At 37.4% G+C, this 15,296-nt stretch carries 10 protein-coding genes and 1 pseudogene; 7 read left to right on the top strand and 4 right to left on the bottom strand.

What is annotated here, in order from left to right; all coding sequences use genetic code 11:
* Window positions 1–22: 22 nt before the first annotated feature.
* The 3 genes from ACE3RB_RS11225 (at window position 23) to polA (ending at window position 4,721) form a co-directional block, all read left to right on the top strand.
* Complete coding sequence (locus ACE3RB_RS11225) at window positions 23–907, top strand: ankyrin repeat domain-containing protein (RefSeq protein ID WP_374464294.1); 885 nt, start codon at window positions 23–25, stop codon at window positions 905–907.
* A gap of 277 nt (window positions 908–1,184) precedes the next feature.
* On the top strand, window positions 1,185–1,598 hold the full coding sequence (tssD, locus tag ACE3RB_RS11220; protein WP_002984162.1) for a type VI secretion system tube protein TssD: 414 nt from the start codon (window positions 1,185–1,187) through the stop codon (window positions 1,596–1,598).
* 288 nt (window positions 1,599–1,886) lie between these two features.
* Entirely contained in the window at window positions 1,887–4,721 is a 2,835-nt protein-coding gene (polA, locus tag ACE3RB_RS11215; RefSeq protein WP_374464293.1) for a DNA polymerase I, read from the top strand.
* Window positions 4,722–4,800: 79 nt separating this feature from the next.
* On the opposite strand, the gene ACE3RB_RS11210 is transcribed toward polA, so the two are convergent.
* Together ACE3RB_RS11210 and ACE3RB_RS11205 are read right to left on the bottom strand one after the other, a co-directional pair.
* The gene (locus tag ACE3RB_RS11210) at window positions 4,801–5,526 is read right to left on the bottom strand and encodes a hypothetical protein (protein WP_374464292.1); all 726 of its coding nucleotides are present in this window, start codon (window positions 5,524–5,526) and stop codon (window positions 4,801–4,803) included.
* An 83-nt stretch (window positions 5,527–5,609) separates the two neighbouring features.
* On the bottom strand, window positions 5,610–6,008 hold the full coding sequence (locus tag ACE3RB_RS11205; protein WP_002984151.1) for an immunity 22 family protein: 399 nt from the start codon (window positions 6,006–6,008) through the stop codon (window positions 5,610–5,612).
* A 217-nt stretch (window positions 6,009–6,225) separates the two neighbouring features.
* Here ACE3RB_RS11205 and ACE3RB_RS11200 point away from each other — a divergent pair, with 217 nt between their 5' ends.
* Entirely contained in the window at window positions 6,226–6,873 is a 648-nt protein-coding gene (locus ACE3RB_RS11200; RefSeq protein ID WP_374464291.1) for an MgtC/SapB family protein, read from the top strand.
* Window positions 6,874–6,914: 41 nt separating this feature from the next.
* Here ACE3RB_RS11200 and ACE3RB_RS11195 read toward each other — a convergent pair whose 3' ends face one another.
* On the bottom strand, window positions 6,915–7,400 hold the full coding sequence (locus ACE3RB_RS11195; protein ID WP_374464290.1) for a copper resistance protein NlpE: 486 nt from the start codon (window positions 7,398–7,400) through the stop codon (window positions 6,915–6,917).
* Between the two features lie 291 nt (window positions 7,401–7,691).
* On the opposite strand from ACE3RB_RS11195, the pseudogene ACE3RB_RS11190 reads away from it, so the two are divergent.
* The 3 genes and pseudogenes from ACE3RB_RS11190 (at window position 7,692) to ACE3RB_RS11180 (ending at window position 11,971) form a co-directional block, all read left to right on the top strand.
* A pseudogene (locus tag ACE3RB_RS11190) lies at window positions 7,692–9,829 on the top strand (S46 family peptidase).
* A 70-nt stretch (window positions 9,830–9,899) separates the two neighbouring features.
* Window positions 9,900–10,898 (top strand): polysaccharide deacetylase family protein, encoded by a 999-nt coding sequence (locus tag ACE3RB_RS11185; RefSeq protein ID WP_374464289.1) that lies wholly within the window; start codon window positions 9,900–9,902, stop codon window positions 10,896–10,898.
* Window positions 10,895–11,971 carry a GNAT family N-acetyltransferase gene (locus tag ACE3RB_RS11180; protein WP_374464288.1) on the top strand — a complete coding sequence of 359 codons (1,077 nt, stop codon included), beginning with the start codon at window positions 10,895–10,897 and terminating at the stop codon, window positions 11,969–11,971. The genes ACE3RB_RS11185 and ACE3RB_RS11180 overlap by 4 nt, the downstream gene beginning before the upstream one ends.
* A 90-nt stretch (window positions 11,972–12,061) precedes the next feature.
* On the opposite strand, the gene ACE3RB_RS11175 is transcribed toward ACE3RB_RS11180, so the two are convergent.
* Window positions 12,062–14,929: a M16 family metallopeptidase gene (locus ACE3RB_RS11175; RefSeq protein WP_374464287.1), complete on the bottom strand. Its 2,868-nt coding sequence runs from the start codon at window positions 14,927–14,929 to the stop codon at window positions 12,062–12,064.
* Window positions 14,930–15,296 lie beyond the last annotated feature (367 nt).

The following is a 15,296-nucleotide window of genomic DNA, read 5'->3' as shown; positions in this document are numbered from 1 at the left end:
TATTTTAATAATATTTTCCATCATGACACTTTTTTCCTGTTCAGATTTTAATCTTAGATCGCGTAAAAACGAAAATAGAAATCAATATCCTCCTTCAAGAATGTTTACGGGAGACGCTTTATCAGCTGCCCAGAAAATGTTTGACGGAGATCTTAAAGGCATGGAAGAACTGATTAAGGAAAAAAATATCGATATCAATAAATTGCAGGAAAATACAGGATATACCTTACTGATGTATGCTTCCATTATTGAAGATTTAAAAGCAATGGAAAAGCTTTTGGAGCTGGGGGCTGATCCCAATATCATAGTGCCTCATGAAGGTCTTGAATCTCCTTTGAATCATGCCGTCGCACTTAATAATTACGAAATGCTGCAATTGCTTTTTAAATATAAAGCCAATCCTAACCCGGCTGTAGGAAATTCCCCGCTATCTGATGCAATGACCCTTGGAGGGGATGAAAGTACCGAAAAGAAAATGATTGATTACTTACTTCAGAATGGAGCTGACATCAATAATGTTTCTTATAACGGAAGCAACATTATGGAAAGCGCTGCCAGGGACGATCTGGATATGGCGGAATACTTTTTAACTAAAGGAGGATTGCCTAAAATAAAAGGAACGAACCTTTGTCCGATCGCAGATTATATTCAGTATAAGGAAAAGCAGAAAAATGAACGTAATCTGCCTGATTCTCCTTACTATGAAAAATTATTCAGAATTAAAAAACAGCTGGTTGAGAAATATAATGTCTCGTTCCCATATAAGAAGGACACATTGGAAGAAGCAAAACTCAGAATAAAACAATATGAATCGTTAAGCCCTAAAGATAAACTATCGGTAAATTTCAAAAAAAGTTACGGAGAAAACCTTTATCAGGAAGATTTGAACAGAATTAAAGGAAAATAATATAATAAAGGTTAATCATATGGTTTTCCGGATGTTATTTGTCTTTTATATGTGAAATGTTTTGTTTTTACGATTCTTCTTTTATTTGTGTAATATGCTTATAAACAGTATTTTAATATGATGTATAAATCTAATGTCGTAGAATTACGACAATAAATCGTAGAATTACTACACTTTTTCAGATTTATATTTAAAAGTTTTTTTTAGCAGTAAAGAGCCTCTATCTTTGTTATACAATCACTGAATCACAAAATATTAACGATTAAAATTTACAATCATGGCCGAAAGAAATTCAAGAGGAATCTTAAAATTCAACAACGGAGAAGGACAGAAGCTGTTAAAAATGAATTACAGCGTATCAAGATCTACAGACGTATCAGGACGTGTAGCATCAGATCCTTCCAATGCACTCATCAAGGTTACGGTAGAAGCTACTGAAAAATCAGACATCCTTGAAAGTTTATTAAATGGTAAATACAAACCGACCGTAGGAGAAATCACCTTCAACAAATCTCATGAAGAAGGAACACTGATCACTCTGAAATGGGAGAACGGATATGTAATCCAGCACGAAGTAGACTTTGATGCTATTGACAGCAACAGTATGCTGATCAGCTTCGTAGTAAGTGCTGAAACCATTGATTACGGTAATTCTCAGTACGCAGGACTATGGCCTACATCTGGTAAATAATCCCATAAACTTAAATAAAAAAAGAAACAGTATGCCCTTGGGTATGCTGTTTTGTTTTATAAGAATAGCTGTCATAAGAATGGAAAGCTGTTGAAATAAGAATGAACAAATAAGTTTTGAAAAAAATAGCTGCTAAAAGTGATTGTAATATCACATGTCCGAAACCTTAACCCGGCATCCCGTAACCCGCAACCCGCATCCCCGAACCCTGAATCTCCATTCCCGAAACTCTTCCTCAAACTATCAACTTTTACTCCTATTTTCTTATATTTGTTCATTATAGATAATATGGACGCAACACAAGATAAAAGGCTGTTTCTCATCGATGCGTATGCGATGATTTTCAGAGGATATTACGCATTAATCAGGAATCCGAGACTCACCAGCAAAGGGCTGGATACTTCTGCTATTTTCGGTTTTACCAATTCTTTGATTGAACTGATCAGAAGAGAAAAACCAACTCATCTGGCCGTAGTTTTTGACGTAGGACAAGCCAGCGTAAGAACGGATGATTTCTCAGATTATAAAGCCAACAGAAGCGAAACTCCTGAAGCGATCAAGATTGCTGTTCCATACATCCACAGAATTCTGGAAGCAATGCATATTCCTATTCTTGGAGTAGAAGGATATGAAGCTGATGACGTAATAGGTACCATTGCCTGTAAAGCAGAAAAAGAAGGATATACCACCTATATGGTGACACCAGATAAAGACTTTGCACAGCTGGTTACCGATAAAATTAAAATTTATAAGCCAGGTTTAAAAGGAGGTGATATCGAAATTCTCGGAGTAGAAGAAGTAAAGGCAAAATATGAAATTGAAGACCCCAAACAGGTTATCGATTTTCTTGCCATGATGGGAGATGCGGTAGATAATATTCCGGGACTGGAAGGAGTAGGAGAAAAAACGGCAATGAAGTTCCTTAAAGAATTCGGAAGCATTGAAAACCTGTTAGCCAATACGGATAAACTGAAAGGAAAACTGAAGGAAAAAGTAGAAGCCTCCGCAGAACGTGGGATTTTGTCTAAAAAACTGGCAACCATTATCTGTGACGCTCCGGTAGAATTCCATCAGGAACAATATGATCTTGAAACTCCGGATTTTGAAAAAGTAAAAGAAGTCTTTGATGAAATAGAATTCAGAAGGCTGTACGAAAACCTTTACAGAGCTTTTGCTCCGGCGCCGGCAGAAACTATTGTCGTAAGCGAGGTAGAAGTAAAACAGACTCCGGCTGGAACAGAAGTTAAAGGACAGGTAATGCAGCTTGACCTTTTCGCTAATTTTGAAGAACTGGAGCAGGCTACCTCTACAAAATCAACCATTGAGCATAACGATCATCTGTATCAGTTTATCAATAATCCGAAAGCTCAGAAAAAGCTTGTAGATAACCTTTTACAGCAAAAAGTGGTTTGTTTCGATACGGAAACCACTTCATTGAACGAGCTGGAAGCTGAATTGGTAGGAATGAGCTTCTCATATAAGAAAGGGCTTGCCTATTATATTCCGCTTTCCGAAGACCGGGCAGAAGTTTTGCAGACCCTGGAGATCTTCAGACCGGTTTTTGAAAAGGAAGACCTGCTGAAAGTGGCGCACAATCTCAAATTTGATTATAAAGTCTTAAAACAATACGATATTACGGTGAAAGGGGCCATGTTTGATACCATGATTGCCCATTACCTGCTGAATCCGGACGGAAGACACGGGATGGATTATCTTTCTGAAGTATACCTGAACTATAAGCCGGTATCCATTGAAACCATCATTGGAAAGAAAGGAAAAAAGCAAGGGAACTTCAGAGATGCTGATCTCAGAACCCAGACAGATTATGCGGCAGAAGATGCAGACGTAACATTCCAGTTGTACGAACTTTTTGCACCACAGCTTAAAAAAGAAAACCTGGAAGAACTTTTCTACAATATCGAAATGCCTCTGATGGAAGTACTTGCCAAAATTGAACTGGCCGGTATTTCCCTGGATGAAAAATGGCTGGCACAGGAAAGTGTGGATCTTGAAAACGACCTGAAAGGATTAGAAGCAAAAATCTTTGAACTTTCAGGAGAAGAGTTCAACATGAATTCACCAAAGCAGCTGGGAGAAATCCTTTTTGAAAAAATGCAGCTGGATCCGAAAGCAAAGAAAACAAAGACCGGGCAATATGCAACTTCAGAAGATGTTCTTCAGAAGCTTTCTTCAAAACATGAGATCATCAAACATATTCTGGAGTACAGAACTTACCAGAAATTGAAATCAACCTATGTAGACGCTTTACCGTCGCAGATCGATAAAGATGATAACAGAGTACATACCAATTTCTCACAGACTACAGCTGCAACAGGCCGTCTGGCGAGTGTAAACCCGAACCTGCAGAATATCCCGATCCGAACTCTGAGAGGACAGCAGATTCGTGGAGCTTTTGTTTCCGGAGAAGGAAAAAAGATTATCTCTGCCGATTATTCACAGATTGAACTTCGTCTGATTGCTGAAATTTCAGGAGAAGAAAACATGATCAAAGCCTTCCAGGATGGAGAGGATATTCACGCCTCTACAGCCGCGAAGCTGTTTAAAATTCCATTAGCTGAAGTTTCCAAAACCCAGAGAAGCCAGGCCAAAACCGTCAACTTTGGGATCATCTATGGACAGGGAGCTTTTGCATTGGCAGAACAAACCGGGTTATCCCGTACAGAAGCCAAGCAGATGATCGAAGCCTACTTCGAGACTTATCCGAAGCTGAAGGAATACATGGCAGAACAGGTGAATAAAGCACGTCAGTTAGGCTATGTAGAAACAATATTGGGAAGAAAACGTCATTTGAAAGACATTAACTCCAACAATTTTGTGGTAAGAGGTCATGCTGAAAGAAATGCTGTAAATGCTCCGGTTCAGGGAAGCGCAGCAGATATTGTTAAGATTGCTATGATTAAAATTGACAGGGAATTGGAAGAGCAGCAACTGAAAACAAAAATGCTTCTTCAGGTTCATGACGAATTGGTGTTTGAAGCCCCGACGGATGAAATTGAATCTGCTTCCCAACTGATCAGAACAGAAATGGAAAATGCCTTAAAAACACAGGTTCCGTTATTGGTGGAGATTGGAGTAGGAGATAACTGGCTGGAAGCGCATTAATCAGGCTAAAATAATACCTTAATATAAAAAACTTCCGTCTTTTTAGGCGGAAGTTTTATTTTATTAGAACTGTGGCAGCCTACTCTTGTTCTACAGAATTATAAGCATTGGTGACAACATTATCAGGAGAAATGTTTTCAAATAAGAATCTTTCTTTCTTTACAAATACCTTTTTAGTTTTTGAAGGCATTGCTTCTTCCATAGTATTTACCGTTTCAAGTGCTACTTTACCTTTCATTGGTTCGTAATAGAGGGCAGAGTGAGAACCAGCTCCCATATTATAAGTTTCAATATAGGTGAGAACGAGGTTGTTGTCATTCATATATTTGAATTTACTGAACTGATTGCCGTAAGGTCCGATGTCATAGAGATTGATATTCAGTGTTCCTTTTTCAATACTGATGTCTTCCGGATCATGCATTTTATAACCTGAATCATTATATTCGGCGGGGAGTACTTCTTCTGAGGTTTTAAATAACCGATAGGTTTTATCAGGATTCTTTAAAAGAACAATCATTGTTCTCTGTGCTAAAGTGTCTTCTTTTTTTCTGAGAACCAGAGCCTTATCGGGAAATCCATCCTGGTTGAGGTCACCTTCTGTTTCATATTGGATTTCATACTCCTTGGAAACAAAATCTGACACTTGTTTTCCTATTTTTGATAGTTCTTGATTTCCTTGTATAATGTTTTGCACTGAATCTTTTTTCATTACCGTCAAAGAAGCTTTCGGTGCATCTGTTTTGGTTTTATTACATGAATAAACAATTAAAGAAGCAAAAAGTAAAATAGAAATGTTTTTTTTCAATGGTGTTTATTTTTACAAAATACAAATCTAGCTTTTATTTCCTGATAATGTAAAATCCAAATATCCCCGAACTGAAGTTGATATTAAATATCGTACTCTATTTCTCCCACATAATGCAGCGAAAAATCGTCATTTTCCACAGAAACAGGATTAGGAATCACAAATCTTGTAGCAAAAATAATGGCATTTACAGGTGTATCCAGGCTTAATTCATTCAGTTTTCTTTCCAGGATCGGGAGCCACTGGTCAGCATAAGAATATTCTGCAAACTTGTCATAAAGACTTAGGCTTTCATCTTCGAAGCCATATTCTATAAAATCATCATCAAACCATTTAATGTTCTGTGATTCTGCAAACTTGGAAACGTACTGATCTTCGCTTTCCTCTTCGATATAATAATTTTCGTCTTCTTCCACGAAACTGTAAAAGTCTTCTTCATTTTTAAAATATCCTAACCAGAAGTGTGAAATTTCTTTATCCATAATGTATATAAGTATTATTTTTTGATCTTTTTTGAGCGAATTTGCCGTTGATTATCTTCGTAATTCTTTATCTCAAGAATTGTTGCTGTTAAGGTGTAATATTACAAAAGTTTTTCGTGAAATATTTTTTTAATGTACAAGACAAAATCCGAGTGGCAAAAGTAGTTCTTTAATTGTATTTTATTGTAAATTTATTCCTGGTTTAAATTAAAAAGCTATGGATTTCCTTCAGGACCATTATATTGTCAAAAATGAATTACTGCTGATCCTCATTTCTGTTATTCTGGGACTGTTCATTGGTGCTGAACGTGAATACCGGAATAAGTCTGCCGGCCTCAGAACTTTTATTCTGGTCTGTTTCGGAGCCTGTCTTTTTACCATTCTTTCTATAAAAATAGGAGTTGAAAACCCGGACCGCCTTGCTGCCAATATCATTACCGGAATCGGATTTCTGGGAGCAGGAGTTATTTTCAAAGGAGATAATAAAATTGAAGGTATTACCACCGCTACAACCATTTGGGCTACAGCTTCTATAGGAATGGCAGTTGGTTCAGGATATGTTTATATTGCCCTGCTGGGAACCGCTTTGGTACTGATCGTTTTGAGTGCCTTAACCTATCTTCAGAATTTTATTGATGATTATAATAAAGTAAGGGAATACAGAATTGCTGTAACCAGGGCAGAAGACATCAGCTACTGTGAGCATATCTTTAAAGAACATCATTTAAGATATCAGATGATTAAACAGCAGTATTCACAGGACAGTTTTACTGTTATCTGGAGGCTTGTGGGAAAAAACAGGCACCATGAAGAAGTAATACGGAGTCTGATAAATGATCCTAAAATTACTGCTTATCAGTTCTAGACGCTGTAAGAACAAAAAAATAAAGGCCGGAGCCTTTATTTTTATTTTTTCTTGAATACATAAAGATCCTTGTTCGGACCGTCTATTTCCTTTCCTTCCATATCCAGCTGGATCAGTATATTTTCACCCACTTTATATTTGTAGTTTGCAGATTTACCTTTTAAAGTGATTATGCTTCCTGTTGCATCCCATGTAAAAGTCCCTTTATCCTGATTCTTTGAATTCCTGTCAAGATATTCTTCTGTAATGCTGAATGTTTTATCATTGTTCAACGTTAAAGAAGTCTTGATTCCCGGGCAGTCCGCACATGGAACAGTGGCTTCATAAGTTCCGGCCCAGTCCAGTGCATTCTCTGAAGTATCTCCGACAGCAGTAGGAGTTGCTTTTATGATACTGTCTGTTGCTGCTGGTTGAACAGCCGCAGCAGAATCTGTTGTCGCCGTTGTTTCAGTCGTTTCCTTTTTAGAACATGAAGCAAGTAACAGAGCGGCTCCCATTCCCAACATGAGCATTTTGCTTTTCATCATAATAATAGATTTAAGTATGTTTTTAATAATAAAGTTACTTCCAATCAACAAAAACTGAGCCAGAAGAGCATTAAACAGCAGATCTAAGGAATGGTGAATAGTCAATTCGCTTTGCTTGTCAATTCTTAATGAAATTACTTATCGTTTGATTATAAAAATTCACTATTCACTTGCGAAGCAAAATTCACTTTGACTATCCTTATTTTCAAAATCCTACTCTTAACAACTTTTCCATCTGTTTTATAAAGCCTGTTCATATTTTTCTTCGTAAATTGGGGCAAAATTTTGATTATGACAAAAAAGATACTTTTATCTGTATTTCTTTTGCCAGCTGCAATGGCATTTGCACAACAATATGGAGGAATGTGGATTCCTACAGAGCTGAATGAAAAGGAAATGAAGGATTTGGGAATGAAGATTTCTGCAAAAGATATTTTCAACCCTCAGAAACCGAGCATTAAGGATGCAGTAGTACAGTTTAACGGCGGATGTACTGCGGAAATTATTTCGCCTAAAGGGCTGCTTTTAACCAATCATCATTGCGGTTTCGGTCAGATTCAGGCGCACTCTACCGTTCAGAATGATCTTCTTTCAAACGGATTCTGGGCAAAAAATACAGAAGGGGAACTTTCTAATCCCGGACTAAAAGTAGATTTTATTGTAGATATAAAAGAAGTTACGGATCAAATTTTAGAAGGTACGGATCATCTTACAGAACCGGAACTTACCAAAAAGATCAATAATAATATTGAGGTATATAAAAACGCTCAGAAAATCGAATCTTACCAGTCGATCATGGTAAAGCCTATGTATTATGGTAACAAATACTATGCTTATACCATCGAAACTTATAAAGATATCAGGCTTGTAGGAGCTCCGCCTCAAAGCATCGGGAAATTCGGAAGTGATACGGACAACTGGGTTTGGCCAAGACATACCGGAGATTTCTCTATGTTCAGAATCTATGCAGACAAAAACAACAAACCTGCGGAATATTCAAAAGACAACGTACCTTACGTACCTAAGCACTACCTACCGGTTTCAATAAAAGATAAAAACGAAAACGATTTTACTTTTGTATTCGGATTCCCGGGAAGAACTACGGAATATCTTCCTGCCGTTGCTGTAGAGAAGATCATGAAAGATATTGATCCTGCAAAAATTGCCGTACGTGATGTTGCTTTAAAAACATTGGATGAGAAAATGCGCGTTGATAATGAAACACGTATCAAATATGCCTCAAAATATGCTTCAGTAGCCAATTACTGGAAAAAGTGGATTGGTGAAGTAGAAGGATTGAAAAAATCCAACGCTGTAGAAAAGAAAGTAATGTACGAAGGCTCTTTGGTTGCTAAAAATCCTGAGATCAAGAATACTTTGGACCAGCTGAATAAACTGTACAATGATCAGGCTCCTTATGCATTAAACAATGCTTACTATACGGAAGTGACCAGAAATGCGGAGACTTTAAAGCTTGCGGGAGACTATTATGATTTCGTAGCTGCTGTGGAAGCCGGAAGAATGGATGAAAAGGAACTTACAAAATTAAAATCAAAATTAACCTCTTTCTACAAAGACTACAGTGCAGAACTTGATGCTAAGTAACAGCAAAATTACTGGCATTATACGTTAATAAAACAGCACCACAGTTTTTACCGGCAGGATTCAGCAAATATAAAGATGAGAATGCCAACATTCCTGTAGTGGAAGATATGTCTAAAAACTCTGTCATCACAGGAAGAACTGCTGTCAACGGAGCAACATTGACTACAGATATTGATAAAGCGTTTTCCAACCAGGATAAATTGATTAAAACTTTAAAGAAAGATCCGATGTATCAGCTGTATGTTGCCATGAAGGAAACCTATATGAAAACTGCAGATCCTCAATATACTTCAATGCAGGCAAAAATCGATGCTTTACAGAAAACGTTCATGGCCCAGCAGATGCAGACGGATAAGGACAGAAAGTTCTTCCCGGATGCCAACTCAACGCTTCGTGTGACGTATGGTAAAGTAAAAGGATCTACACCAAGAGATGCCGTTTCTTACGGATACCAGACCCACCTGGCAGGAGTAATGGAAAAATATGTTCCGGGAGACTATGAATTTGATGTTCCAAAGAAGCTGATTGATCTTTACAACAAAAAAGACTACGGAATTTATAAAGATAAAACAGGTGATGTTCCTGTAGGATTCACTGCGACAAACCATACCACCGGAGGAAACTCAGGAAGTCCTGCTTTGGATGCCAACGGAAACCTTGTCGGACTTAACTTCGACAGGCAGTGGGAAGGGACTATGAGTGATATCAACTATGATCCGCGTTTCAGCAGAAATATCATGGTAGACACGAAATATATCCTTTTCATCATTGATAAGTTTGCTGACTCAAAGTGGCTTATTGATGAAATGAAAATTATAAAATAATTTAAAAGTTATACCTTTAAGAATCTATTTGAATTGAGTTTTGAATAGATTCTTTTTTATTTTAAATAAGATGAAAGACAGGATCATCAATGTACTGGCAGCCTTCGGATCTGAGAATATCGGAAAATCTTTTCCGCTGGATTACTGTCTGCCTCTTTATCATAGTGTCTCAGACAGGGAACTTCCTCATTTAAAGCACGTGATCCGCTATAAGAATACCAGGCAGTTTGAAGAAGATCTGGACCATCTCTCAAAGAATTTTCAGTTTGTGAACTGGCAGGAGTTCAAAGATTTTATGTCAGGGAACTTTAAACCTGCGAAAAAGATTGCTTTGCTTACTTTTGATGACGGTTTCAGGGAGTTTTATGAGGTAGCTGCTCCCGTTTTGGAACGTAAAGGAATTTATGCCTGTAATTTTATCAATCCTGCTTTCATTGATAATAAAGGAATGATGTTCAGGTGTAAGGCAAGCCTGCTGGCAGATGCTGTTGAAAAAATAAAAACCATAGATCCTGAAATTTATTTTACCTTATCACTTAAAAATACTGAAAGACACATTTTACAAAAGAAAATTTTATCGGTTAATTATCAGGAAAAAGATATCCTGGACTGGCTTGCGGAAAAACTTGAGGTAGACTTTAAAGCTTACTCCAAAGATTATAAACCTTATTTGAGTACTGAAGAATTAAAAGACCTTACCCGCAAAGGCTTTGGAATCTCATCGCACAGCTGGGACCACCCGAAATACGGGGATTTATCTCTGAAAGAACAGATGGAAACAACAGATAAAGCTTTTGCTTATGTAAAAGAAAATGGTTTCCTGTATGAAAGTTTTGCATTCCCGTTTACCGATTTTGGAGTGCGGAAAGATTTTTTTGATGAACTCTATAAAAATGAAGAAATTTACTGCAGCTTCGGATGTGCCGGCATAAAGCTCGACAGTGTAAAGAAAAATTTTCAAAGAATTCCGATGGAAATGGGAGAGAGCGGGGCACAGATATTGAAAAAGGAAATCGCTTATTTCAGGCTGAAAAAGCTGATCAATAAAAATACGATTGTGAGAAAATGATAACACTGAAAACATACAACAGAAAAGAACTGGGAGATTTTATATCATCCGGAGATTTTCAGCAATATGATTTTCTTCCGGTTACCAGGCATCGTGCGTTGTCTCATATTCAGAATCCAAAAGCATCAGCTGAAGACACACTTCTTATTCTGGCTTTCTATGAAGAAAAACTGGTGGGTTATGTAGGATGTTTTCCGGATCATTTTGACATTGATGGAAAAAAAATCCGCTATGCATGGCTCAGTACGCTGTATGTAAATCCGGAATACAGAAAGAAAAGACCAGCAAAAGCATTATTGAAAAAAGTTTTTGAAGAGTACGAAGGAAGAATTGCCATTACAGAATTTACCAAAGAAGCAGAAGCACTTTACAATATTATGGGAGTGTTTGAGTATGTCTTTCCTAAAGAAGGAAAGCGCTATTATTTCAGAACAGATGCTGCTAAAATGATTCCCGAAAAAAAACCGGGAACGCAATCCCTGAAGCCACTTTTTCAATTGCTGGATGTTGCAGCCAATGGGCTGATTTCAATAAAAAATCTTTCCACACAAAAACCGGATTTCAAGTATGAAATGCTGGATAGAATCGATCAGGAAAGTGCTGTTTTTATTAATGGATTTCCTAACAGACGGAACGCAGATGAGATCAACATCTTTATAGACAACCCCTGGGTGCTGGAGGGCAAAAAAGATGACCAATACTTTTTTTCGAGTTTTGCTGGGACATTTAAATACTTCTGGATTAAAATCTTTGATCAAACCAATAAACTTACATCTTGTTTTCTGTTGCAGCTCCGTGATGGCTATCTTAAAATACCTTATCTTTTTACGGATAGTAATTCAGATGAGGTTGTCCGTTTTTTAAATTACTTCATCATTACCCATAAAGTGAAAGGCTTCACCTCTTATCAAACCGGATTAAACAAAGCGATACAAAACTCAAAAGTATTTTCCCATATCTACGAGCGTGATTTCAGAAGAGAATATCTTTTCCATACGAACCTTTTGGCATTATTACCCGATAATTTTAACCCAAACTATCAGGATGGCGATGGAGATTGTATGATGACGTAAGTAGAATAATAAGGTATTATAACTTATCAATTATCGATCATCATTTATTAAAAAAACAATCGCCTGATAATACTACCAGGCGATTGTTTTTTAATGTCCGAAAATATCTTTCAGACTTACTTCTTTGAATGTTCCCATTTTATTGACGGCTTCCATATCGAGATTTTCTTTTTTTCCGATAATGGCCGTATTAAATTGTACCGGTTTTATTTCTGTCTGATAAAAATGTTTGATATCATCAAATTTCAGGCTTTGGATCTGCTCATAAATATCCTTTCTGAAATCATGATAAATATTCAGCTTTTTCAATCTTAAGGTGTTGAAAAATATATTGTTTCGGGTAACTCTTGTCGATGCAATCTGTTTCAGGGCTGCGTTCTTTGCATTTTCAAACTGAATAGGTACTTCAGGAAGTTCTGTCATCAGTTCATTCAGAGTATCCACTGCAATCATCAGTTTGTCCGGCTGGGTGCCGATATAAGTGGTCACGTAGTCAGGATGGTTAAGCTCAGAATTCGCTGCATAGGAAACATACGCTGAATAGGCGAGACTTTTACTTTCACGGATCTCCTGGAACACAATCGAAGACAATCCTCTTCCGAAATATTCATTAAATACATTGATCTTTCCAAAATGATTGGGGTTCACCTCGTTTCCTTTCCCGATCTTGCTCATTTCCATTTGAACCATATCATAATTGATGAAATTGACGTTTCCTCCTGTTGCAGGTTCAGGATATTGCTTGGCATCAGGGATCTGAAGACTTTCAGGTTCTACATACTTTCCGATATATCCCTTGAAGTTTTCAAAGTCTTTACCATAGAAAAATACCTGGTAAGGATATTTGAATAGTTTTTTCATTCTGTCTGTAAAAACTTCCGCATTGCTGTTTTCAAGTTCTTCCTTAGAAATAACATCCGTAAAACGTGAATTGCTTCCCAACTTTGTATAGTTATTCAGAGCCGTTATAATACGGTTTTTGTCTTTCTTGACAGCCTGGCGGTTTTCCAGTACTGTTCCTACAAACTGATTATAGATCTCCTGATCAGGTTTTACATCATGCATCCAGTGCTGAAGAAGGGCAATTCCCTTTTCAATATTCTCTTCCAGTCCGCTTAAAGATATGGTCAGCTGATCATTCGTTGTTTTAAAATCATTGCTGATTCCTATTTTGAAAAACTCCTTTTTCAGGTCTTCCGGCGAAAGCGTATCGGTTCCCAAATACTGAAGCAGTTGAGTTGAAATTCCTAAATCTCTGTCATGATCACTTCCCATAGGAAAAATAAAATGCAGCTGTGCAATATCGTTGTACTTGTTCTTTACAAAACTTAATTTTTTGCCATTCAGCTGATCAGTGATGATTTCCTTCTGATAATCGATAAATTCAGGCTTAATATCCTCAGTTTTATCTGCCAGAATCTCTTTTAAAAATTCAGACTGAACATCACGGTTGATCTTAACAGGAGTGATGCCGGGGTTCTCAACTCTGATCAATTTATCGTTTACCCCTTTTTCTTTATTAACAACAACATAATTTTCCCTGAAAAAATCATTGGCAAAATTCACCACATCTTCCTTGGTGAAAGAGGCGTATTCATCCATTTCATTCAGTTCCTGTTCCCAGGTTCTTCCTTTTATATAAGAATCATAAAGTGTAGTGGCGAGTCCTTCTGCGGTTTCAAGCCCTTTCATTCTCTGAAGTTTAAAATCATTGATGATAGCAGGCAGCATCCAATCCGGAAAATCTCCTTTCTTGATCAGTTCAATTTCATCAAGTACCATATTCTTCGCCTCCTCCAGCGTTTGTGTTTCCTTAGGAACAGCAACAATGGAAAAGTAGCCGTATTGTCTTAATCCAACAGAAAAGGCCTGTGCCCATAGCATTTTCTGCGTTTGATTGATATGTAAATCCAATAATCCGGCTTCCCCTCTGTTGCTGAGTATATTGGCTACAATATCGGCCAGCATAGCTTCTTTTGTCCCATAGCTTTCCGTTCTCCATGCAATCTGAGTCCGTGGAGTAGTAGGGCTTTTTACTGTTCTTGTGACAATTTCTGTTAGAGGTTGTTCAATAACAGGGTTCTTTTTAGGAAGTTCTTTATAAGGTAAAGTACCGAAATACCGATCAATCAACTGAATCGTTTTTTCGAAATCAAGATCCCCAACCAATACCATGGCATAGTTATTAGGAACATAGTATTCGTCAAAATACTTGTGAATAGCCTTCATTGAAGGATTTTTCAGGTGCTCCGGTTTTCCAAGGGTAGTTTGCTGTCCGTTAGGGTGGGTAGGAAAAAGAGCATCCATCAGCTCATAATTCACAAGCCTCGTATCATTGTCCTGTGCTCTGTTGAATTCCTCATATACCGACTCCAGCTCAGTATGGAAAAGACGAAGTACAATTTCAGAGAACCTTTCCTTTTCTATTTTCAGCCATTTTTCAAGCTCGTTATTCGGAATATTATTTTTGTAAACCGTTTCATCAAACCAGGTATGTGCGTTGGTTCCGCTTGCTCCCAAAGAAGAAATTGCTTTGTCATACTCATTGGCAATGGCATACTGACTGGCCTCCTGTGAGATTTCATCTATCTTTTTATAGATTTCCTTTTTTTTCTCAGGATCCTGCTCTGCTTTATGCTCTTCATATAATGCTGAGATCTGATCAAGAAGTTCCTTTTCTTTTTCCCAATTCTGGGTTCCGATTTTTGAAGTCCCCTTAAACATCATATGCTCCAGATAATGAGCCAGTCCTGTATTATCAGCAGGGTCATTGTTGCTTCCTGTTCTTACGGGAATAAAGGTCTGTATTCTCGGAGCATCAAAATTCTGAGCAAGAAAAACCTTTAATCCATTCTTCAAAGTATAGATTCTGACGCTGTTCTCGTCGCTTGTTACTGTAATATATTCGTAGTGGTTATTATCTGTATGAACTGTTTCCTTATATTTTCTGTCTGCCATATATAAACTCATTTCATTCCTTAGAAACCGGAATGCACTGCAAATGTAAGGAATCAAAAAAAATGTCAGTCTCTTTTTATCATTATTACATCTATTCTTATAGTTGAAAACTTGAATCATAAAAAGAAAACCATTACTAGAAGTAGTTAAGATTTGTGATTGTTACTTTCCTTTTCTTTATAAGGTATCACTCTCAAACTCTCCAACTCTCCCACACTCTGACTCTCAAACTTTTCAGGAGCTATTTCCTGCTATACATTTTTACTCCTCGCGCCAGCGTCTCCCACCCTCAAACTCTCCCACGCTCCAACACCTGCTGCGGGGTAACCATTCCTATCAGGGCTAGGCAGATTATAAGTAATGAGTA

The organism is Chryseobacterium sp., from assembly GCF_041914225.1.
Classification (GTDB): Bacteria; Bacteroidota; Bacteroidia; order Flavobacteriales; family Weeksellaceae; genus Chryseobacterium.
The sequence above is the reverse complement of the archived record's forward strand: the minus strand, read 5'-3'. Positions and strand labels throughout refer to the sequence as shown.

Coding starts and splice junctions, on each gene's coding strand:
- tssD (WP_002984162.1), top strand. CDS start 1,185: ATGGCCGAAAGAAATTCAAGAGGAATCTTAAAATTCAACAACGGAGAA.
- polA (WP_374464293.1), top strand. CDS start 1,887: ATGGACGCAACACAAGATAAAAGGCTGTTTCTCATCGATGCGTATGCG.
- ACE3RB_RS11195 (WP_374464290.1), bottom strand. CDS start 7,400: ATGATGAAAAGCAAAATGCTCATGTTGGGAATGGGAGCCGCTCTGTTA.
- ACE3RB_RS11205 (WP_002984151.1), bottom strand. CDS start 6,008: ATGGATAAAGAAATTTCACACTTCTGGTTAGGATATTTTAAAAATGAA.
- ACE3RB_RS11200 (WP_374464291.1), top strand. CDS start 6,226: ATGGATTTCCTTCAGGACCATTATATTGTCAAAAATGAATTACTGCTG.
- ACE3RB_RS11175 (WP_374464287.1), bottom strand. CDS start 14,929: ATGGCAGACAGAAAATATAAGGAAACAGTTCATACAGATAATAACCAC.
- ACE3RB_RS11225 (WP_374464294.1), top strand. CDS start 23: ATGACACTTTTTTCCTGTTCAGATTTTAATCTTAGATCGCGTAAAAAC.
- ACE3RB_RS11180 (WP_374464288.1), top strand. CDS start 10,895: ATGATAACACTGAAAACATACAACAGAAAAGAACTGGGAGATTTTATA.
- ACE3RB_RS11185 (WP_374464289.1), top strand. CDS start 9,900: ATGAAAGACAGGATCATCAATGTACTGGCAGCCTTCGGATCTGAGAAT.